Origin of the sequence: Stappia sp., assembly GCF_965276915.1 — a bacterium.
In the GTDB taxonomy this organism is placed as follows: domain Bacteria; phylum Pseudomonadota; class Alphaproteobacteria; order Rhizobiales; family Stappiaceae; genus Stappia.
In genome coordinates this window covers 1,190,837-1,209,789 of sequence record NZ_OZ255709.1, presented here as the reverse complement: position 1 = coordinate 1,209,789, position 18,953 = coordinate 1,190,837, and the positions used below count along the sequence as shown (strand labels likewise).

At 64.7% G+C, this 18,953-nt stretch carries 21 protein-coding genes and 1 tRNA gene; 11 read left to right on the top strand and 11 right to left on the bottom strand.

Annotated elements, in window-relative coordinates; genetic code table 11:
- Window positions 1-103 precede the first annotated feature (103 nt).
- The 3 genes from rpoN to ptsN all read left to right on the top strand — a co-directional run bounded on the left by rpoN (window position 104) and on the right by ptsN (window position 3,233).
- The gene (gene rpoN / locus ACQY46_RS05650) at window positions 104-1,654 is read left to right on the top strand and encodes an RNA polymerase factor sigma-54 (protein ID WP_428699302.1); all 1,551 of its coding nucleotides are present in this window, start codon (window positions 104-106) and stop codon (window positions 1,652-1,654) included.
- Window positions 1,655-2,104: 450 nt separating this feature from the next.
- The gene (hpf, locus tag ACQY46_RS05645; RefSeq protein ID WP_428699301.1) at window positions 2,105-2,680 is read left to right on the top strand and encodes a ribosome hibernation-promoting factor, HPF/YfiA family; all 576 of its coding nucleotides are present in this window, start codon (window positions 2,105-2,107) and stop codon (window positions 2,678-2,680) included.
- An 88-nt stretch (window positions 2,681-2,768) separates the two neighbouring features.
- Window positions 2,769-3,233, top strand: a complete 465-nt coding sequence (ptsN, locus tag ACQY46_RS05640) for a PTS IIA-like nitrogen regulatory protein PtsN (RefSeq protein ID WP_428699300.1) — start codon at window positions 2,769-2,771, stop codon at window positions 3,231-3,233.
- 111 nt (window positions 3,234-3,344) lie between these two features.
- Here the strand turns inward: ptsN and ACQY46_RS05635 are convergent, their stop codons facing one another.
- From ACQY46_RS05635 to ACQY46_RS05625, 3 genes are all read right to left on the bottom strand, one after another.
- The gene (locus ACQY46_RS05635) at window positions 3,345-3,602 is read right to left on the bottom strand and encodes a DUF1150 family protein (RefSeq protein WP_428699299.1); all 258 of its coding nucleotides are present in this window, start codon (window positions 3,600-3,602) and stop codon (window positions 3,345-3,347) included.
- Window positions 3,603-3,675: 73 nt separating this feature from the next.
- Window positions 3,676-4,104, bottom strand: a complete 429-nt coding sequence (locus tag ACQY46_RS05630; protein WP_306028199.1) for an Hsp20 family protein — start codon at window positions 4,102-4,104, stop codon at window positions 3,676-3,678.
- A 32-nt stretch (window positions 4,105-4,136) separates the two neighbouring features.
- On the bottom strand, window positions 4,137-4,448 hold the full coding sequence (locus ACQY46_RS05625; RefSeq protein WP_428699298.1) for a hypothetical protein: 312 nt from the start codon (window positions 4,446-4,448) through the stop codon (window positions 4,137-4,139).
- Between the two features lie 90 nt (window positions 4,449-4,538).
- Here ACQY46_RS05625 and ACQY46_RS05620 point away from each other — a divergent pair, with 90 nt between their 5' ends.
- Window positions 4,539-5,147 carry a hypothetical protein gene (locus tag ACQY46_RS05620; protein ID WP_428699297.1) on the top strand — a complete coding sequence of 203 codons (609 nt, stop codon included), beginning with the start codon at window positions 4,539-4,541 and terminating at the stop codon, window positions 5,145-5,147.
- 15 nt (window positions 5,148-5,162) lie between these two features.
- On the top strand, window positions 5,163-6,848 hold the full coding sequence (locus tag ACQY46_RS05615) for a methyl-accepting chemotaxis protein (RefSeq protein ID WP_428699296.1): 1,686 nt from the start codon (window positions 5,163-5,165) through the stop codon (window positions 6,846-6,848).
- Between the two features lie 315 nt (window positions 6,849-7,163).
- Here the strand turns inward: ACQY46_RS05615 and ACQY46_RS05610 are convergent, their stop codons facing one another.
- The 4 genes from ACQY46_RS05610 to ACQY46_RS05595 all read right to left on the bottom strand — a co-directional run bounded on the left by ACQY46_RS05610 (window position 7,164) and on the right by ACQY46_RS05595 (window position 9,724).
- Window positions 7,164-7,361, bottom strand: coding sequence for a hypothetical protein (locus tag ACQY46_RS05610; protein WP_428699295.1), 198 nt, complete (start codon window positions 7,359-7,361; stop codon window positions 7,164-7,166).
- A 13-nt stretch (window positions 7,362-7,374) separates the two neighbouring features.
- Window positions 7,375-8,520: a radical SAM protein gene (locus ACQY46_RS05605; RefSeq protein ID WP_428699294.1), complete on the bottom strand. Its 1,146-nt coding sequence runs from the start codon at window positions 8,518-8,520 to the stop codon at window positions 7,375-7,377.
- 503 nt (window positions 8,521-9,023) lie between these two features.
- Window positions 9,024-9,099, bottom strand: a tRNA-Ala gene (locus ACQY46_RS05600).
- Window positions 9,100-9,325: 226 nt separating this feature from the next.
- On the bottom strand, window positions 9,326-9,724 hold the full coding sequence (locus tag ACQY46_RS05595; protein WP_428699293.1) for a TIGR02300 family protein: 399 nt from the start codon (window positions 9,722-9,724) through the stop codon (window positions 9,326-9,328).
- A 246-nt stretch (window positions 9,725-9,970) separates the two neighbouring features.
- On the opposite strand from ACQY46_RS05595, the gene aroA reads away from it, so the two are divergent.
- The 3 genes from aroA to rpsA all read left to right on the top strand — a co-directional run bounded on the left by aroA (window position 9,971) and on the right by rpsA (window position 13,962).
- Complete coding sequence (aroA, locus tag ACQY46_RS05590; RefSeq protein WP_428699292.1) at window positions 9,971-11,326, top strand: 3-phosphoshikimate 1-carboxyvinyltransferase; 1,356 nt, start codon at window positions 9,971-9,973, stop codon at window positions 11,324-11,326.
- The gene (cmk, locus tag ACQY46_RS05585) at window positions 11,323-11,949 is read left to right on the top strand and encodes a (d)CMP kinase (protein ID WP_428699291.1); all 627 of its coding nucleotides are present in this window, start codon (window positions 11,323-11,325) and stop codon (window positions 11,947-11,949) included. Before aroA ends, cmk begins: the two co-directional genes overlap by 4 nt.
- Before the next feature lie 303 nt (window positions 11,950-12,252).
- Window positions 12,253-13,962, top strand: coding sequence for a 30S ribosomal protein S1 (rpsA, locus tag ACQY46_RS05580; RefSeq protein ID WP_428699290.1), 1,710 nt, complete (start codon window positions 12,253-12,255; stop codon window positions 13,960-13,962).
- Window positions 13,963-14,110: 148 nt separating this feature from the next.
- Here the strand turns inward: rpsA and ACQY46_RS05575 are convergent, their stop codons facing one another.
- Both ACQY46_RS05575 and panB read right to left on the bottom strand, forming a co-directional pair.
- Window positions 14,111-14,497 (bottom strand): DUF488 domain-containing protein, encoded by a 387-nt coding sequence (locus ACQY46_RS05575; protein WP_428699289.1) that lies wholly within the window; start codon window positions 14,495-14,497, stop codon window positions 14,111-14,113.
- A gap of 95 nt (window positions 14,498-14,592) precedes the next feature.
- Window positions 14,593-15,402: a 3-methyl-2-oxobutanoate hydroxymethyltransferase gene (gene panB, locus ACQY46_RS05570; RefSeq protein ID WP_428699288.1), complete on the bottom strand. Its 810-nt coding sequence runs from the start codon at window positions 15,400-15,402 to the stop codon at window positions 14,593-14,595.
- A gap of 194 nt (window positions 15,403-15,596) precedes the next feature.
- On the opposite strand from panB, the gene sppA reads away from it, so the two are divergent.
- The 3 genes from sppA (at window position 15,597) to ACQY46_RS05555 (ending at window position 17,367) form a co-directional block, all read left to right on the top strand.
- Entirely contained in the window at window positions 15,597-16,601 is a 1,005-nt protein-coding gene (gene sppA, locus ACQY46_RS05565) for a signal peptide peptidase SppA (RefSeq protein ID WP_428699287.1), read from the top strand.
- Window positions 16,598-16,894 (top strand): integration host factor subunit beta, encoded by a 297-nt coding sequence (locus ACQY46_RS05560; RefSeq protein WP_428699286.1) that lies wholly within the window; start codon window positions 16,598-16,600, stop codon window positions 16,892-16,894. Before sppA ends, ACQY46_RS05560 begins: the two co-directional genes overlap by 4 nt.
- A 119-nt stretch (window positions 16,895-17,013) precedes the next feature.
- Window positions 17,014-17,367, top strand: a complete 354-nt coding sequence (locus ACQY46_RS05555) for a LapA family protein (RefSeq protein WP_428699285.1) — start codon at window positions 17,014-17,016, stop codon at window positions 17,365-17,367.
- Between the two features lie 142 nt (window positions 17,368-17,509).
- On the opposite strand, the gene ACQY46_RS05550 is transcribed toward ACQY46_RS05555, so the two are convergent.
- Together ACQY46_RS05550 and grpE are read right to left on the bottom strand one after the other, a co-directional pair.
- A complete protein-coding gene (locus tag ACQY46_RS05550; RefSeq protein ID WP_428699284.1) occupies window positions 17,510-18,118 on the bottom strand; it encodes a trimeric intracellular cation channel family protein in 609 nt (202 codons plus the stop codon).
- Between the two features lie 160 nt (window positions 18,119-18,278).
- Entirely contained in the window at window positions 18,279-18,917 is a 639-nt protein-coding gene (grpE, locus tag ACQY46_RS05545; protein WP_428699283.1) for a nucleotide exchange factor GrpE, read from the bottom strand.
- Between the last annotated feature and the right edge of the window lie 36 nt (window positions 18,918-18,953).

Here is an 18,953-nt window from a genome sequence, read left to right as displayed (position 1 = left end):
CCGGGCGACGGCGGACAGGGGCATGTCCGTCGCCTGCGCCTGTCCGGGCCGATGCCGGGCGGGCGTCTCCTCACGTGACGAGCCCTGAAATCTGGGAGCCTGCATGGCGCTGTCGCCAAAGCTTGAGATCCGCCAGGGCCAGACCCTGATCATGACGCCGCAGCTGATGCAGGCGATCAAGCTGCTGCAGATGTCGTCGCTTGACCTGACGAGCTATGTCGAAGCCGAAATGGAGCGCAACCCGCTGCTGGAGCGGGTCGACAGCGACACCGGTCCGGCCGAGGGCGGCGAGGCCGCCGATGCGGATACGGGCAGCACCCCGCGCGAGGCGGAAGGGGACGGAGAGTGGCTCAGCGCGGAGCTTTCCGACAGCTCTCGCGACATCGCCTCGCGGCTCGATACCGATCTCGGCAACATCTATCCCGACGATCCCGGCACCGGGCGCGAACAGCCTGCAGGCGGCGCCGAAACGCAGCAGCGCGACCAGTGGCAGACCGGGCTTGGCGGTCGGACGGGCGGCGGAGGCGCCAGCGAAGACTACAATCTGGAGGCCTTCGTCGCCTCCGACGTCTCGCTGCAGCAGCATTTGCGCGAGCAGATGGTGCTGGCGATCGCCGATCCCGTGGACCGGATGATCGCCCAGGTGATGATCGACAATCTCGACGATGCCGGCTATCTGCGCCTCGATCTCGACGAGACGGGGGAGCGCATGGGTGTCGAGCGGGCGCGCCTCGACCGGATCCTGTCCCTGCTGCAGACGCTCGAACCGACGGGCGTGTTCGCGACCTCGCTGGCCGAATGCCTGAAGCTGCAGTTGCAGGAAAAGAACCGCTACGACCCGGCGATGGCCGCCCTGATCGAGAATATCGACCTTCTGGCCCGCCATGACTATGCCGCCCTGAAGGCGGCCTGCGGCGTGGACGATGAAGACCTCAGGGAGATGATCGCGGAGCTGCGGGCGCTCGATCCCAAGCCCGGGAGCTTCTTCGGCGAGACCCTGATCCAGCCGGTCGTACCCGATGTCGTCGTGCGGGCGGCACGCGATGGCGGCTGGTCTGTGGAGCTGAACAGCGACACGCTTCCCAAGGTGCTGGTCAACCAGACCTATTACGCCCTGATCAGCAAGAAGGCGCGAGACGAGACGGAGAAGACCTTCCTTACCGATTGCCTGCAGACCGCCAACTGGCTGTCGAAAAGCCTCGACCAGCGCGCCCGGACGATCCTGAAGGTGGCGAGCGAGATCGTGCGTCAGCAGGATGCGTTCCTGGCCGAGGGCGTCCAGCACCTGCGACCGCTGAACCTGCGCACCATCGCGGAAGCGATCTCGATGCATGAATCCACAGTCAGCCGGGTGACCTCCAACAAGTATATCGCGACGCCGCGCGGCATCTTCGAGCTGAAATATTTCTTCTCCGCCTCGATCCCTTCGGCCGGCGGGGGCGATGCCCATTCGGCCGAAGCGGTGCGCCACCGCATCAGGGCGCTGATCGACGCCGAGAGCCCCTCCGACGTGCTGTCCGACGACACCCTCGTCAAAGTGTTGAAGGCGGAGGGGATCGACATTGCCCGCCGAACGGTTGCAAAATACCGGGAGTCCTTGCGCCTGCCTTCCTCCGTCCAGCGACGTCGGGAGAAACAGGCTCGCCGGGATTGACGCGAACTCCCCGGGGACGGTTTTCCCTTCGGGACGCGGCAACAAAAGGCACGGCATGTGGGGCGATGAAATCTTCGCATCTTCAAGCACTTGTACTGGCAGTTGCGAGCCCGGCGACCATCCGGCGCGCAACACCGGCCGGTAGTGCATTTGACTTCGTCGGGCCGGGCGCTTATAGAGCCGCGCTCGGACGTGCCGGAAACGGCACGCATGGTCTCAGGACGCCCGCACGGCAGGAAACCGCCGGCGGAGCGCATGAACCGGCCCGTGGACGGCGGACAGTGTGCCGCCGCAACGAAGGTGTAACCCAGGACCGGGACGCAATTAGGCGGGTTGCGGATATCAATCCGCCTCCCGGTCTGCAAGAGTGGGTTGGCTGGCGATGACATGTGCGGGAATCGCGTCATATTCATCGCCGGGTCGGATTGACCAGAACAAGAAGAGGTTCCCATGACACTGCGGATATCGGGAAAGAATGTCGATGTCGGTGAGGCCCTGCGGACGCATATCGAGGGTCGCGTCGCCGAAGGTATCTCGAAATATTTCGATGGAGGCTACACCGGCCACGTGACCATCGGACGCGAGGGTTCCGGCTTCCGTTCCGAATGCCTGCTGCATCTCGACACCGGTATCGACCTGCAGGTTTCCGCCGACAGTCAGGATCCGCGCCAGAGCTTCGATGCCGCCGCGGAGCGGATCGAGAAGCGCCTGCGCCGCTACAAGCGCAAGCTCAAGGACCACCACGGCAACGCGTCCAACGGACGCGACGTGTTCGACGCCACCTCCTATGTGCTCGCCTCCGTCGAGGACGAGGAGGAGGTTCCCGCCGATTTCACGCCGCTGATCGTGGCGGAGACATCCGCCAAGGTGAAGACCCTGACGGTCGGCATGGCGGTCATGCAACTCGATCTCGCGGAAGCGCCCGTCGTGGTGTTCCGCAATGCCGGAAGCGGGGCGGTGAACGTCGTCTATCGCCGTCCGGACGGAAATTACGGGTGGATCGACCCGGAAAACGCAACCAGGTAGTCAGGCATCAGCCGGCAACGCCGTACCTCCGATCGGGGGTGCGGCGGTTTGCCGATCGCCTCTCATTGCCCCAACGACGAGTCGCCTTATGGATCTCAACGATCTCCTCACGTCGAAAGCGATCGTTCCGAGCCTGAAAGCGAACAGCAAGAAGCAAGCGCTTCAGGAACTGGCCGCCAAGGCCGCCGCTGTCACGGGCCTGCCGGAACGCGACGTGTTCGACACGCTGCTGCAGCGCGAACGCCTCGGATCGACAGGTGTCGGCAACGGCATCGCAATTCCGCACGGAAAGCTTGTCCGCCTCGACAAGCTCGTCGGCCTTTTCGCCCGGCTGGAGCGGCCGATCGACTTCGATGCGCTCGACGACCAGCCGGTCGATCTCGTCTTCGTCCTGCTGGCGCCCGAAGGGGCCGGAGCGGATCACCTGAAGGCACTGGCCCGCATCGCCCGCCGGATGCGCGATCCCGGCACCGTCGCCAAGCTCCGGGCGAGCGGCGACGCCGATGCGCTCTACACCATCCTGACGCAACCGGCCGCCTCTAACGCGGCCTGAGGCTTCCCGGCGCGGTCCGGCCGCAGCCAGGCATCACGAAAACGCCCCGGTTCATGCGGATGAACCGGGGCGTCCTGGTTTTGCGTCGAAGCCGGCGGGGACCGCCCGCCGTCAGTGCAGGCCGACCGTGTACAGCTCATGCTCCGCCGCGTTGGCGAGCGCCGCCTCGCGGCTGTCGGTCAGCATGATGGGCGTCCCGTCCGCATTGAGCAGCACCCACAGGTTCAGGCCAGGCTCCATGTGCGGGGCTTGCGGGAAAAGCGTCGAGACATCGTCCGAAGTCATGCGCTTCACATAGGCGATCTGCCCGGCGCCGAGAGCCTTGAACTCGCCCGGCTGCATTTCGAAATGTTCTTCGTCACGCGTCATGGCACTACTCCTTTCCGGCGAGCGGACCTGCCGCGCCGCCCTTCCCGGATGACCGGACAACCGACATGCGGGATCAGTCCCGCGCGTCGATCTCGATCCGGCGCACGATGCGCTCGGGCTGCGGGCGGACAAGGTCGATTGAAAGCAGGCCGTCCTTCAGTTCGGCACCAAGGATCTCGATCCCTTCCGCCAGAACGAAGGCCCTTTGAAACTGCCGCGCCGCGATACCCCGATGCAGGAAGTGACGGGACTTGTCGTCCTCCTGCCGGCCGCGGATCACCAATTGGCTCTCCTCGACGCTGACATCGAGCTGATCGCGGGTAAACCCGGCAACCGCAAGCGTGATGCGGATGATCTCTCCATGCGTCTCGGTCTTGGGAAGGCGCTCGATATTGTACGGCGGATAGCCGTCGTTGGCGCCCTTGCTTACCCGGTCGAGCATCCGCTCGAGATCCTCGAAGCCGAGGAGCAACGGAGAGGAAAACGCTGACATGCGCGTCATATGCATCAAGCCCTTTTTCAAAGCGGCCCATTTTACAAACGACCGATCCGCGCCGCCGTGAACCCGAACGCGACCGGGACGTTCAAATCGCCGGACCCGATAGGCATCCGGCAGGGACAACGAGCCCCGTTGTTTTCTATATGGCGGCATGCGGCGCCGGATTCAAGAAACGCACGGGGCAGGATGCGCACCCATGCCACTGGCGGCGGCAAACCTGACTGACGCAGCGTCAGAATTTGCCCGAAAAATTGCACATCAAAAGAATGCTTGCAGAAAATACGAATCAGCACCCCCGCAGAAATGCGTAACTCCTGCGGTATATTCCAATAAGTTATTGATTTCATTCATGTGAATTTTTCTCATCGCATTTTAAAGGTGGCATTAACCAGCGTGGACGAAGTGTGAAGTGATTATTTTTCAGACAGGAGCCAGACATGCGACGCATCGCCGGTACTCTCATTCTGTCGATCCTCGCCCTGACCGGGCCGGCGGCGGCGGAGCCGCCCGCACCCGATGTCACCGCCCTGATCGACAATGCCTTCATCGCCCAGACGCGCGAGTGGCTGGCCAATCCGATCGTCCCGCTGTCGATCAAGGCGCAGAACAGCCTGCGCGGCGATCTCGACCAGGCCGCGATCGATGCCCTCGACCAGCAGTGGGTGGCGGAGCGCAAGAGTGACGACAAGCCGCTGATCGCCGCGACGCTGTCGGCGCCCCTGTCGATCTACCTGCTGCGAATCCAGGCCCAGACGCTCGGCCTCTACACCGAGATCTTCGTGATGGACGGGAACGGGCTGAACGTCGGCCAGAGCGCGATCACCGGCGACTACTGGCAAGGCGACGAGGCCAAGTTCCAGAAGACCTTCCCGGCCGGAGCCGACGCGGTCTTCATCGACGAGGCCGAATGGGACGAGGATCTGAAGATCTGGCGCGCCCAGCTGAACCTCACCCTGGCCGATCCCGAGACCGCCCAGCCGATCGGCGCCGCCACGGTCGAGGTCAACCTCACCGAGTTGCAGCGCCGCAATTCGCCCGCCAGCTAAATCAGGAACAACGTCATGTTCGCCAACATTTCGGTTTCCACCAAGGGCGCAATCGCCTTCTCGTGCCTCGCGCTGATCGGCGCCGTCGGCGGCGCCATCACCTATACGAAAACCGTCACCGCCTCCGATGCGGTACAGCAGGCGGAAACCGTCACCTCGATCTCGCGCGAGGCCGACCTGTTGCAGCGGGCCGTGCTTCAGCAGGGGCTGTGGGTCAAGAACTTCCTGCTGACCGGCAATCGCGACTGGGTGGGCAAGGTCGAGGACCAGTCGGTCGAGATCACGACCCGCATCGACGGGCTGGAGTCGCGGCTTTCCGGCCTGGACCAAAGCCTGGCGGGACGGGCCGAGACCGTCCGCACGGCGTGGCGGTCCTGGGTCGACAGTTTCGCCAATGAGCAGATCCGGTTGATGCGGGTTCCCGAGACGGTCGACCTGGCGCGGGCGATGGAACTGACGACGACCGGCGCGAACCTTCTCGCTTCGACCTTCGATGGTGTCGCGGAGCTGCAGAAAACGCTGCAGGAGCGCGAGAGCGCGCTGCTCGGGACCCAGAGAGCGGAACTTGCCGCCGCGCAGATGGTGGCACTCGGCAGCGGCCTGCTGATCACGCTCTTTGCCGGACTGCTCGGATACCTGAATTTCGCGATGGTGTCGCGCCCCCTCGGCCAGCTCGCCGGCGTGGTCCGCAAGCTCGCCGACGGCAACACCGACGAGGAAGTCGACTTCGGCAAACGCTCCGACGAGATCGGGCAGATGGGCGCGGCGCTCGGCGTCTTCCGGGCCAACCTGATCCGCACCCGCGAACTGGAAGCAGACACCGAACGCCAGCGGCTCGACGCGGCCGAGCGGCGCCGCACCGAAATGGAAGCGGTGGCAAGCAGCTTCGAGGAGACCGTCCTGACCATCACCCGCGAGATGATCAGCGGGCTGGAGGCGCTCAACGGGTCCGCCGGATCGCTTGCCGACATCGCCCACGGGACGACGGACCAGGCCCTGTCGGTTTCCTCCGCCTCGCAGCAGGCAACGGAGAACGTCAACACGGTGGCGAGCGCGACGGAGGAACTCTCCGCCTCGATCGCCGAGATCAACGAGCAGGTGCATGCCTCCTCGAAGGTGGTGACGGAAGCTTCCAGCGAGGTCGAGCGCTCCAACAATGCGGTCGGGAAGTTGCAGCAGGTGGTGGCCAAGATCGGCGACGTGACCCGGCTGATCACCGACATCGCCGAGCAGACCAACCTGTTGGCGCTGAATGCCACGATCGAGGCGGCCCGTGCCGGAGATGCCGGACGCGGCTTCGCGGTCGTCGCCTCCGAGGTCAAGGCACTGGCCGAACAGACGGCCAAGGCGACCGAGGAGATCGACACGCAGATCTCGGAAATGCGCCAGGCCGCGGACGATTCCATCGTGGCAACGGCCTCCGTCGCCGAGATGGTGAAGACCATCCACCAGCGGACCTCCGCCATGGCGGCGGCGACGGAAGAGCAGAACGCGGCGACCAACGAGATCGCCCGCAACGTGGCCGAGGCCGCACGCGGCACGCTGAGCGTCAGCAGTTCGATCGTCGAGGTGTCCAATCAGGCGAACCAGACCGGCGACCTGAGCGCGGAGATGCGGGAGTCAATCCGAGACCTGCACGACCGCTCGAACCGCATGCAGTCGGCAATGAACGAGTTCCTGTCGACGATCCGCGCCGCCTGAACCGGCGTCCGCCTCCCTGCTTCGTTTGCCTTGAAACGGCCCGCGGCCCCCGCCGCGGGCCGTTTTTTGTCCCCGCCCCGCCGCCACGGCGGATCACGGCGCCCGAAACCCCTCGGGCGAAGCCGGCCCGCGTCCCGTGGCCAGGGGCAAGGGCGAACGGGCGGAAGGGTGGGCGGAAGGGTCGACGTGCAGAACGCCCCGGGCCGACAACCGGATCAGGAGACGTCCACGGGTCCAGGCACAATTCCCTGCTCAGTCGTTCCGCTGCAGATGTTCACAACAACATGACGCTGTGCGTGTCCGCGGCGCTTGATCCTAGCCGAACTGCTGCCACTGACCCCAGATGACCTTTGTATAGGAATCGTCATCGGCCTCGTTGAGAATGCTCTTGACCATGTTCGTCAGGTCGCCGGCCTCGTGAACCGCCATAAGGCGGCCGTGAAGCTCTTCGTTCACACCCTCGATTTCGACTTCAAACTTGACCTTGACCGTCTTTCCAGAAGATTCACTCATCAGAATTTCCTTCTCAGATGTAAGGCTGTGGATCTCTCAAATAGGATAACGTCTCGCAGCCGAGTTTATACAACGCTTTACAGTGAGCACTTGGATGATCGTGGGAGTCGTCCGCATCATCGTATCGTGATCCGGGATGCCCGCCACCGCACAACGCAGCGACCTGGCAGTTCCGGCAGCCGCTCGGCAGCCGATCGCCGCCAACGTCCGATACGAATGCCTTGATCAACGTCTCGGCGCGATCGAACGTGAAATCGTCGTCGTTTACATTGAGACCGGTGCTGTAGCCCCCAGAGATCCGGAAGCGCTCCAACTGGCTGTATTCGGTATCCATGCAGAGGGAGCCGTCCGTTTCGACAACAGCCAGGGAACTCATGTCCGCACCGCCGGTTCCAAGGAACGTGGTGCGGCGACCGAGTGCTTGCAGGATCATCGAGGAAAAAAGCCGGATGCGCATCGACGGGTCATCGCCCCTCACCCATTCGCGAAAGGCGTCGACCAGAAAGTCGGGCAAGTCTTCCAGGTCGATTGCAGTGTCAGCGTTCTTCTGCCTTGCATTGTTCGTCATCGGCAAAAGAATGTCGGCGCTCGAAACACCGAGCGCCCGCAGCGACGAGATCGCATGCCGGCCGTCGGCCGCACCGGCGGCGACGCTCAGAACGCCCGTTCCGATCCCCGCCTGGCGGAGCCTCATCAGCGCAGCCACGGTCTCGGCGTAGGTTCCTTCGCCTTTGGGCGTCACCCTGTTGGCGTCATGGGACACCTGGTCCGTGTCGATGCTCACGCCGATGCCGATATCGTAGCGGCGCAGAAAATCGATCCAGGCATCATCGATCAACAGCGCGTTGGTTTGCAGCCTGTTGTGAATGAACGGAGCCAGACCGGTCTCTTGCTGCAAGTCCATGATCCTGGCGAAGCGCGCATGACCCAGCATGAGTGGCTCGCCGCCATGCCAGACGATCGCTCCCTGCCGACCCTGCGCCGAGAGGTAATCACGGTAACGTTCGTACAAGGCCGTGACCGTCTCGACAGACATCGACGATCCATAGTCACGAGTATCGTCGTTGATATAATAACAGTACTTGCAGCGGAGGTTGCACGCCCGAACGACTTTCACCACCAGAATATGGAGGTAGTCGGTTGAGTGCCCTGGACGCATTGAATTGCTCCTCTTGCAAGAAACAACTGTAGCGTGTCGTCGCGCTGCGTTCAAAGGCGAAAATATCCCTACGGAGCTGACGTCCTGATGCTCGTGGCAGCTGGACGATCGATGCTCGCAATCAGGAGACGATAACGGGAAACACACCCGGCGCGGTGGTCATGGCTCGTCAGCGACGATCGACGAACGTCGCGATGGCATCACGGATTGCGGTACGGCACTGATCGTTGACGGGGAGAGGTGCACGAACACAAGGCCGCGTTGAGCGAAAAGGCCGCGTCGACCGGAAAGCTGCAGGCGTGGTTCGCGGAAACGTATCGAACCGCCTTCGCCTTCATCGCAAACCCTTGCAATCTCCGGCATTCGCCCCGTCCGGAGGACCGCCGCGCCGTGCTGCGACTGGTCTTCGCGGGGCATCGCGCCTGCCAGCGCGGCAGCGGCTGACGAACCGCCCGGCCGCTTTGACATTCAAGTTTTCAGGAGACAAAACATGTGAGGAAGACTGGTGGAGCCAAGGGGAATCGAACCCCTGACCTCTTGAATGCCATTCAAGCGCTCTCCCAACTGAGCTATGGCCCCGTCTTCCAGGTCTTCTCCGAAAGCCCTTCAAGCACTCCTTGGAAGAGGCTGTCATGCTTTCAGAAAATCGCGGCGCAGCGTTTGGGACTGCCGTGCCGATGCGGGCGGAAAATACGTCTTCCGCCCTTCAAGTCAAGCGGAATAATCCGCCCGTTCAAACATCTCTCGCCGAAGGCGGCGAAGACTGTGGACAATCGCCGACGCAGCGACGCGCGGCGGCGGTACCTCAGCGATCCGTGTCCTCGTCGTCCCGCTCGACCACGATGCCGGGAACGTCGTCGTCTTCCTCGTCCTCATCGTCGATGAAGACGTCGTCGACCGAATCATCGTCTTCGAGTTCCTCCTCCTCGTCGTCGGTGTCGACCGAAACCGCGGCATCGCCTTCGGTTTCAGCGTCGGCTTCCTCGAGGCTGACCAGCTCCGCGCCGTCATCCTCGGGCTCGACGTCGTCGTCCTCGTCTTCCTCGATCGCAGCCGCCTTTGCAGCAGCCTTCACGCGCATCGCCTGGGACAGGACGAACACGGTGCCGCATTTCGGGCATGTGATCGGGTCGCGATTGAGGTCGTAGTATTTCGCGCCGCAGCCGCCGCACAGCCGCTTGGTGCCAAGTTCGGGTTTCGCCACGGTTCCAACCCTTGTCTTTTTCGATAATCGGCCGTTCGCATATAGGCTGCCCGACGTCATGTCAAAGCCTAATCCGGCCTGCTTCGTCAAACGCTTTGTTACCTTTTCCCAAAAGCTCGCCGGGAGCCGGTCCGACAGCGGCGTCCGGCCGGGAAACCGCCACGGTGACGTATCGGTTCCAGCATGATACGAGATGCAACGCAACACTGGCCTGCAAGACTTGGCCTGCAAGCTCCGGATCGCAACATGTCCCATCCCACTTCTGTCGCGCCGATGGTGGCGCGTTCAGGCAGCGCGCTGAAAGGCCGGGTTACCGTGCCCGGCGACAAGTCCATTTCGCACCGCTCGCTGATGCTGGGCGCCCTGGCGGTCGGCCGCACCACCGTGACCGGCCTGCTGGAATCGGAAGATGTCCTGAACACCGCGGCCGCTATGCGTGCATTCGGGGCGCGGATCGACCGGAACCCGCTCGGCGTGTGGACGGTCGATGGCGCCGGGCTCGGCAGTCTTGTCGAGCCCGAGACCGTGATCGACTACGGAAACGCCGGCACCGGCGTCCGGCTTGCGCTCGGCCTTGCCGGAACCCATCCGATCGCGACCACCTTCACGGGCGATGCATCGCTGTCGCGCCGGCCGATGGGCCGCGTCCTCGAACCGCTGCGCCAGATGGGCGCCCGCATCATCGCGCGGTCCGGCGACCGGCTGCCGCTGTCCGTGCGCGGTCCCGGCACCGCGGCGCCGATCACCTACCGGGTGCCGGTGCCCTCTGCCCAGGTAAAGTCGGCGGTCCTTCTGGCCGGCCTCAACGCGCCCGGACAGACGACGGTGATCGAGCCGATCCCCACGCGCGACCATACCGAACGCATGCTGCTGGGCTTCGGCGCGGCGATCAGCGTCGAGGCCGACGGCTCGGGCGGCCGCATCATCACCGTCACGGGACAGGGTGAATTGCAACCGCAGGACATCACGGTGCCGGCAGACCCCTCTTCCGCCGCGTTCCCGATCGTCGCCGCGCTGATCACACCGGGTTCCGACGTGACGGTCGCCGACGTGCTTCTCAACGAGCACCGGACCGGCCTGCTGACCACCCTGCAGGAAATGGGAGCCGACCTCGTCATCGACAACATCCGCGAGACGGGCGGGGAGAAACTCGGCGACATCCGCGTCCGCCATTCGGCGCTGAAGGGCATCACCGTGCCGGCGGAACGCGCGCCCTCGATGATCGACGAATATCCTGTCCTGGCCGTTGCCGCCGCCTTCGCGGAAGGGGCAACGACGATGCTCGGGCTGGAGGAACTGCGCGTGAAGGAGTCCGATCGCCTGGCCGCCGTCGCGGCCGGGCTGCGGGCCAACCGCATCGAATGCGAGGAAGGCGAGACGAGCCTCGTCGTGCACGGGCGGCGCGGCGCGATCGGCGGGGGCACGGTCGCCACCCATCTCGATCACCGCATCGCCATGAGTTTCCTTGTTCTCGGCCTCGCGGCCGACGCACCGGTGACCGTTGACGACGGCGCGGTGATCGCCACCAGCTTCCCGACCTTCCAGCAACTGATCCGCGAACTTGGCGGCGACCTCTCCCCGGCCGGGGAGAAGGCGGCATGATCATCGCCATCGACGGGCCGGCCGCGTCCGGCAAGGGGACCCTTGCCCGCCGGCTGGCGGCGCATTACGGGCTGCATCATCTCGACACCGGTCTGACCTACCGGGCGGTGGCCGCCGCCCTGCTGGCGCGCGGCCTGCCGCTTGGCGACGAGGCGGTGGCGGTGGCGACGGCCCGCAACCTGGATCTTTCCCGGCTCGATCGCGACGTGCTCTCGGCCCACGAGATCGGCGAGGCGGCCTCGCGCATCGCCGTCCTTCCGGGCCTTCGCGAGGAGCTCGTCCAGCTGCAGCGCCGCTTCGCGATGGAGCCCCCCGGCGCCGTTCTCGACGGCCGCGACATCGGCACCGTCGTGTGTCCCGATGCCGATGTGAAACTGTTCGCCACGGCGAGCGCCCGGGAACGCGCAAAACGTCGGACCACGGAGCTCGAGGCAAAAGGCAAGCCGGCCGATTTCGACAAGGTCCTTGCCGATCTGGAGCGCCGGGACCAGCGCGATGCCAACCGGACCGTCGCCCCGTTGAAGGCCGCCGACGATGCGCACTTGCTCGACACATCGGAAATGGATATAGAAACGGCGTTCAAGGCGGCTGTGGATATCGTCGATAGCGTGTACGCGGAGTAGCGGACACGATTTCGGCGTTTTTTTCCGTGGCCGATAACGGCTTCCCGCTTCCGAGCGGCGGCCGGGACGATCGCAGGCGCGGCCCGGTCCCTAACCGGACGCCCGACGACCTTGGCAACTATTTCGAGAGTGCGGTTTCACCGTTCGCCTCGCCGGCCCGCCGGACGCCTCGACTTTCCGCAAGATGCGGACACGGGGAGCCATGCGGATGCATCGTCCAGAGCGACGGTGCCGGAAGGGGAAATCGCCAGGAGCAACACAAACCCGCCGGCGACGAGCCATGTTTGGCTGCCAGGAGTTTCGATGAACAGTTTGAATCCCACACGCGACGAGTTCGCCGCCCTTCTCGAGCAGAGCTTCGAGGAGCAGGAGCACTATGAAGGCTCCGTGATCACCGGCACCGTCATCGCCATCGAGAAGGATCTCGCGGTGATCGACGTCGGCCTCAAGGTCGAAGGCCGCGTCGCGCTCAAGGAATTCGGCGTCAAGGGCCGCGACGGCGACGATGCCGGCGTGTCCGTCGGCGACAAGGTCGAGGTCTATCTGGAGCGCGTCGAGAACGCGCTCGGCGAGGCCGTGCTGTCGCGCGACAAGGCGCGCCGCGAAGAAAGCTGGATCCGTCTGGAAGTCGCCTTCGAGGCGAACGAGAAGGTCACGGGCCAGATCTTCAACCAGGTCAAGGGCGGCTTCACGGTCGATCTCGACGGCGCCGTGGCGTTCCTGCCGCGCTCGCAGGTCGACATCCGCCCGGTGCGCGATGTCGCCCCGCTGATGCACACCCCGCAGCCGTTCCAGATCCTGAAGATGGACAAGCGCCGCGGCAACATCGTCGTGTCGCGCCGTGTCGTGCTCGAGGAAACCCGCGCCGAACAGCGTTCGGAGCTGGTCCAGAGCCTCGAGGAAGGCCAGGTCATGGAAGGCGTGGTCAAGAACATCACCGACTACGGTGCGTTCGTCGACCTCGGCGGCATCGATGGCCTGCTGCACGTCACCGACATCGCGTGGCGCCGCATCAACCATCCGAGCGAGGTCCTGTCGATCGGCCAGACCGTCAAGGTGCAGATCATCCGGGTCAACCAGGACACGCACCGCATCTCGCTGGGCATGAAGCAGCTCGAAGCCGATCCGTGGGACGGCATCGAGGCCAAGTACCCGGTCGACGCCAAGTTCACCGGCCGCGTGACCAACATCACCGACTACGGCGCGTTCGTGGAACTGGAGCCGGGCATCGAAGGCCTGATCCACGTTTCCGAGATGTCCTGGACCAAGAAGAACGTCCATCCGGGCAAGATCGTCGCAACCTCGCAAGAGGTTGAGGTGATGATCCTGGAAGTCGATCCGGTCAAGCGCCGCATCTCGCTCGGCCTGAAGCAGACGCTTCAGAACCCGTGGGAGGCCTTCGCCGACAAGTTCCCGGTCAACACCGAGGTCGAGGGCGAGGTCAAGAACAAGACCGAGTTCGGCCTGTTCATCGGTCTCGACGGCGACGTCGACGGCATGGTCCACCTTTCCGACCTCGACTGGAACCGTCCGGGCGAGCAGGTCATCGAAGAGTACAAGAAGGGCGACATGGTTCGCGCCATCGTGCTCGACGTCGACATGGACAAGGAGCGGATTTCGCTCGGCATCAAGCAGCTCGGCGGCGATCCGTTCGACACTGCGGCCGCCGGCGAATTGCGCAAGGGTGCCATCATCACCTGCGAAGTGACCGAGGTGAAGGACGGTGGCCTGGAGGCGAAGATCATCGACTCCGACATCACCACCTTCGTCCGTCGTGCCGACCTGTCGCGCGATCGCGCCGAACAGCGCCCCGAGCGCTTCTCGGTCGGCGAGAAGTTCGACGCCCGCATCACGCAGTTCGACAAGAAGACCCGTCGCGTTTCGGTCTCCATCAAGGCGCTGGAAATCGCCGAGGAGAAGGAAGCTGTCGCGCAGTACGGTTCGTCGGACTCCGGCGCGTCGCTTGGCGACATTCTCGGCGCAGCCCTCAAGGCCCGCGACACCGACGACTGATCAGGCCATTTGCCGGTGCTGAAAACGAGACCCCGGCCGCAAGGCCGGGGTCTTTTCGTTTGACGGGTCGCCTTGGTGTCACGGCGGCTCTTTCCGCCTCTGCCCCCGCCCCGTGTCAGGCAGGGTCAAACGCGCGCCGGAACCGGTGTCATTCGATGTCGGCCCCGCGCTCGGCAAGCAGCGCCCGCAGGACCGAGCGATGACAGCGGTTCTCGTCCTCGCAATAGCAGCCCAGTGAAAAATTCGCCGAGCGGGACATGAGCGCCAGCATGTCCAGCAGGCGCGCCGGGGTCGCTGCCGTCATTTCCCTGCGGAACGCCTTGACGAAGGCCTGCCAGTCGGCGTCCGTGCCGGCGGCCCTGGCGGCAGCCACAAGGTCGGGGCTCGGGGACAGTTCCGGCAGCCAGCTGTCGTACCAGTCGCCTGTGGCATGGTCCTGCTTGCGAACCCCGCGCGGCGGGCGGCGCACCGTCCCGATACGCGGCCCCTCACCGGCCTTGCGGCCACTCCCCAGTTGCACGATCCTGACGCTCATCGTCCGACCTCCCTGACCCGCCGGCGAGCATGACACGACAAGGTCCGGCGTTGAAGGGACCGGCAACGGCGCGCGGGGGCGCGAAAGAACCAGCGTCAGGCGCCGTAGCAATGCTCCGGCGCCGGATAGACACCACTCCGCACCTCCTCGGCGAAGGCGCGGAAGGCATCCGCGATACAGCCGCGCCCGGCAAGATAGTCCTTCACGAAACGCGCCTTCCGGCCACTCGTGACGCCGAGCATGTCATGCATGACCAGGACCTGTGCATCGGTTGCCGGACCCGCGCCAATCCCGATCACGGGCACACGGGCGGCCTGCGTTACCGCTTCGCCAAGGCCGCTCGGCACGCATTCGAGCAGAAGAAGGCGGGCGCCGGCTTCTTCCAACAGCGCCGCGTCCGCGCGGATGCGCGCCGCCGCTGCCTCATCACGCCCCTGGAGCCTATATCCGCCGAGCATGTCCGCGCTCTGGGGCGTCAGCCCGAGATGGGCGCAAACCGGTATGCCACGCTCGCTCAGATGGCGCACGGTCTCCGCGAGCCACGCTCCGCCCTCGATCTTGATCGCGTTCGCCCCGGCCTGCATCAGCCGAGCGGCATTCGCGGCCGCATCGACAGGCGTATTGGCGGCCGCGAAGGGAAGGTCCGCGACCAGAAGGGGGTGTTGCTCACAGCTTTCGATGCCCCGTGCGACGCAGGCCGTATGGTAAACCATGTCGGCCATCGTCACGGGAAGCGTGGATCCGTGCCCCTGCGCAACCATGCCGAGGCTGTCGCCGACCAGAAGCGTCTCGATCCCCGACCGGGCCGCAACCTGGGCGAACGACGCATCATAGGCGGTCAGCATGGCAAAGCGGCGTCCCTCCGCCTTCGCCCCGTCGAGTGTGGAAAGCGTGAACTGCGACATCCTGGCGCCACCTCCGTCTTGCGTTTTCCCGTCCGCCCCCCGCGGTCGATGGAGAGTAAGTCGCAGATGCCGCTACGGCAGGCAACGCACACGGGGTTCACCCAAACGCATTTCGGTGGAAAGTCGGGCTTTTCATTCCTGTCCCGCCAATGTAGCGATAGGCACCCGAGCGACGAGACGGAAAGGCTTTGTCCATGTCCTTCGATGCGGATGCGATAGTTGACCGACGGCGACTGCGCCGAAAGGTCGTGTTCTGGCGCATCGCCGCCTTCCTTGTGGCCGCGATCGCGATCGTCGGCGGCATTGCCTGGGCTGGCGGTTTCGGACCCCTGTCGAAACGATCGGTGCACATCGCCCGGGTTGGCGTCAGCGGCGTCATCATCGACGACCGCGCCAGGCTGAAGATGATCCGGCAGTTGGCCAAGAACGACCGCGTCGCGGCGGTGATCGTCGACATCAACTCGCCCGGCGGCTCCACGGTCGGTGGCGAGGCGCTCTACCAGGCCTTGCGGGAGCTTGCCGAGAAGAAGCCCGTGGTTGCCCAGATCGGCACGCTCGGCGCCTCGGCCGGCTACATGACGGCCATTGCCGCCGACCATATCGTCGCGCGCCACACCTCGCTCACCGGTTCGATCGGCGTCTATATCCAGTACGGGAATATCGGCGGCCTTCTCGACACGATCGGCGTGAAGGTCGATGTCGTGCGCTCCGGCCCGCTGAAAGCCGAGCCGAACTTCCATTCCGAACCGCCCCAGGCCGTGCGCGACAACTTGCAGGCGGTGATCGACGACAGCTATGAATGGTTCGTCGCGCTTGTGGCGGAACGCCGCAAGATGGACGACCAGGCTGTTCGCGGCGTGGCCCAGGGCGGCATCTATTCGGGCGAGGCGGCCCGGCGGCTCGGACTTGTGGACGCGCTCGGCGGCGAGGAGGCAAGCATCGCCTGGCTCGAAAAGGAACGGGACATAAGCCCCGACCTGCCGGTCGTCAACTGGTCGAGCAACGGGGAGCTGGACGGCCTGCCCTTCCCCGCGCGGATCGCCAAATGGATCGGCAGCGGCCTCGCCGACGGTATCATCGATACCGTCAAGGGCGCCAATAGCTTTGTGCCCGAAGGGGTTGCGCTTGACGGTGCCGTATCCGTTTGGCACGCTCAAAACGCGACGGAAGGTCTCGACCGGACAGGGAGACACGAATGATCAAGTCGGAACTGGTGCAGCGGATTGCCGAACAAAATCCGCATCTCTACCAGCGTGACGTCGAAAACATCGTCAATGCCATTCTCGACGAGGTCACCGATGCCCTGAGAAGCGGCAACCGTGTCGAGTTGCGCGGCTTCGGCGCGTTTTCGGTCAAGAACCGTCCTGCACGAACCGGGCGCAATCCCCGGACCGGGCAGAAGGTCGATGTTGACGAGAAATACGTGCCCTTCTTCAAGACGGGGAAGGAGATGCGCGAGCGGCTCAACGACGGCGACGGATCCGAGGACTGACACAAGAAGCTCGGCGCGGACCTGCCGCGCCGGCACGGCGAGACCGTAACAACACCGGTTGACCGGCGGAAAGGTGGCGCGCGATGCCGGCTTCCTGACGCCCGGACGGGAGACTTCCTTTGACACGCTTTCTAAAGAACCTTGTCTTGTTGCCGATCGCACTGGTTCTGATCGCACTGGCGGTGGCCAACAGGCATGACGTGCGTCTGTCGCTCGATCCGTTCTCGTCCGCCGAGCCGGCCGTCAGCCTCCAGGCACCGATGTTCTGGTTCCTGTTCGCCGCCGTTGCCTTCGGCGTCTTTGTCGGAGGCGTCGCGTCCTGGGCAGCCCAGGGCAAGTGGCGCAAGGAAGCCCGGGTCAAGCGCCGCGAAGCCAATCGCTGGCACCAGGAAGCCGACAAGCTGAAGTCGCAGCAGCAACCCAGGAAGACCGGAACCGCGCTCGCCGCTCCCGGTCAACGGTCGGCCGCCTGACGACAGGCCGTACCGGGCTCCAGGCAAACCGGTGCATTCGCGGTCCCTGCCGGGCAGGACGTTGCAGGATCGGAAGACCGGCATCAATGTCGCCCGTGCCCCGGCTTCCCGGAACAGCGCCCTTCGGGTCACCGACCGGGCATCAGCCTTCCGACGGACGATAGGGCGGCAGGCACCACCCCCACATGATCGCTCCCCCGCGCAGCAGCAGGGCCGCACAGACCCCGCCCAGTGCCGCCGGCCATGCGGGCGTTCCCAGTGCCCAGAGGGCCACATAGACCCCGGCCCCGGCAAAGGCGGATGTCAGGTAGATTTCCGGCTTGAGCAGCGCCGACGGCTGCCCGGCGATGGTATCGCGTATGATACCGCCGAAGGTCGCCGTGGCGACGCCCATGAGAACCGCGACAATCGATGGATGACCAAGGCTCAACGTCTTGGCTGCCCCCATCACGGAATAGGCTGCAAGACCGAGGGCATCAGCCCAGCGCAGCGGCTTGCTCAGCTTTTCCACGAAAGGTGTCAGGAACCACATCGCCCCTCCGATGGCGATGCAGACGACCAGATAGACCTGGTTCTCGACCCAGAAGACCGGAGCATCCAGCAGGAGGTCGCGCAACGTTCCCCCGCCGACGCCGGTGAAAACGGAAAAGAACACGAAGGCCAGGATGTCGAGGCGAAGCCGGGAGGCGACGATCGCCCCTGTTATCGCGAAGACCGCCACGCCGAGAAAATCCAGAATCTGGAGCATCATGATCATAACCGGATGCCAATCCTAGCGGCGGTGTGACGGATGAGTTCCATGGGCGTTACGGACCTCGCGCACGACAAGCAGGCATGCGCAGGACCTTTCCTGCAAGCAAAAACGCCGGCCAGAGGCCGGCGCTTGCGTTCGGTTCCGACCAGAACCGTCGTCAGGCGGTCCGGTCGACGGTCGAGCCGGGTTCGGGCGCCGCACCTGGCGCGTCTTCCGCACGACGCTCCTTGGGGCCGCCCTTTGAAACACCAACCAGGGCCGGTCGCAGAACCCTTTCGCCGATCACGTAGCCGGCCTGCATGACCTGCACGACCGTGTTGTTCGGCACCTCGGTGTTCGGGACCTCGAACATCGCCTGGTGGAAGTTCGGGTCGAACTTCTCTCCAGCCGGATCGATCCGCTTGACGCCGTTCTTCTCGAGCTGGTTGAGCATCTCCCGCTCGGTCATCTCGACGCCCTCGATCAGAGACCGCATGGCATCGTCGGCGGCCGCCCGCGTCTCCTCGGATACGGCCTCAAGGGCGCGGCGCAGGTTGTCGCTGACCGCCAGCATGTCCCGCGCGAATCCCGATGCCGCATACTGGCGGGCGTCGCGAACGTCCTTTTCCGTGCGGCGTCGAAGGTTTTCCATCTCCGCCATGGTGCGAAGCACCCGATCCTTGAGATCCGCATTCTCGGCAAGCAGGGCTTCCGTCGGATCCCCGTCCCGCCGCTCATGCGCGGGCGCATCGGCCGCGCCCGCTTCCTGGGCAGCCGTCTCGGGATTGACGTCGGGTTCGTTGTTGGTTTCGTTCATCGTCTTTCCGGCGCTTTCAGTCTTTCCCGCAATCCG

Coding starts and splice junctions, on each gene's coding strand:
- rpsA (WP_428699290.1), top strand. CDS start 12,253: ATGAACAGTTTGAATCCCACACGCGACGAGTTCGCCGCCCTTCTCGAG.
- panB (WP_428699288.1), bottom strand. CDS start 15,402: ATGTCGCAGTTCACGCTTTCCACACTCGACGGGGCGAAGGCGGAGGGA.
- ACQY46_RS05615 (WP_428699296.1), top strand. CDS start 5,163: ATGTTCGCCAACATTTCGGTTTCCACCAAGGGCGCAATCGCCTTCTCG.
- grpE (WP_428699283.1), bottom strand. CDS start 18,917: ATGAACGAAACCAACAACGAACCCGACGTCAATCCCGAGACGGCTGCC.
- ptsN (WP_428699300.1), top strand. CDS start 2,769: ATGGATCTCAACGATCTCCTCACGTCGAAAGCGATCGTTCCGAGCCTG.
- ACQY46_RS05635 (WP_428699299.1), bottom strand. CDS start 3,602: ATGACGCGTGACGAAGAACATTTCGAAATGCAGCCGGGCGAGTTCAAG.
- cmk (WP_428699291.1), top strand. CDS start 11,323: ATGATCATCGCCATCGACGGGCCGGCCGCGTCCGGCAAGGGGACCCTT.
- ACQY46_RS05625 (WP_428699298.1), bottom strand. CDS start 4,448: ATGAAATCAATAACTTATTGGAATATACCGCAGGAGTTACGCATTTCT.
- sppA (WP_428699287.1), top strand. CDS start 15,597: ATGTCCTTCGATGCGGATGCGATAGTTGACCGACGGCGACTGCGCCGA.
- ACQY46_RS05610 (WP_428699295.1), bottom strand. CDS start 7,361: ATGAGTGAATCTTCTGGAAAGACGGTCAAGGTCAAGTTTGAAGTCGAA.
- ACQY46_RS05605 (WP_428699294.1), bottom strand. CDS start 8,520: ATGCGTCCAGGGCACTCAACCGACTACCTCCATATTCTGGTGGTGAAA.
- aroA (WP_428699292.1), top strand. CDS start 9,971: ATGTCCCATCCCACTTCTGTCGCGCCGATGGTGGCGCGTTCAGGCAGC.
- ACQY46_RS05560 (WP_428699286.1), top strand. CDS start 16,598: ATGATCAAGTCGGAACTGGTGCAGCGGATTGCCGAACAAAATCCGCAT.
- ACQY46_RS05550 (WP_428699284.1), bottom strand. CDS start 18,118: ATGATGCTCCAGATTCTGGATTTTCTCGGCGTGGCGGTCTTCGCGATA.
- ACQY46_RS05575 (WP_428699289.1), bottom strand. CDS start 14,497: ATGAGCGTCAGGATCGTGCAACTGGGGAGTGGCCGCAAGGCCGGTGAG.
- ACQY46_RS05620 (WP_428699297.1), top strand. CDS start 4,539: ATGCGACGCATCGCCGGTACTCTCATTCTGTCGATCCTCGCCCTGACC.
- rpoN (WP_428699302.1), top strand. CDS start 104: ATGGCGCTGTCGCCAAAGCTTGAGATCCGCCAGGGCCAGACCCTGATC.
- hpf (WP_428699301.1), top strand. CDS start 2,105: ATGACACTGCGGATATCGGGAAAGAATGTCGATGTCGGTGAGGCCCTG.
- ACQY46_RS05630 (WP_306028199.1), bottom strand. CDS start 4,104: ATGACGCGCATGTCAGCGTTTTCCTCTCCGTTGCTCCTCGGCTTCGAG.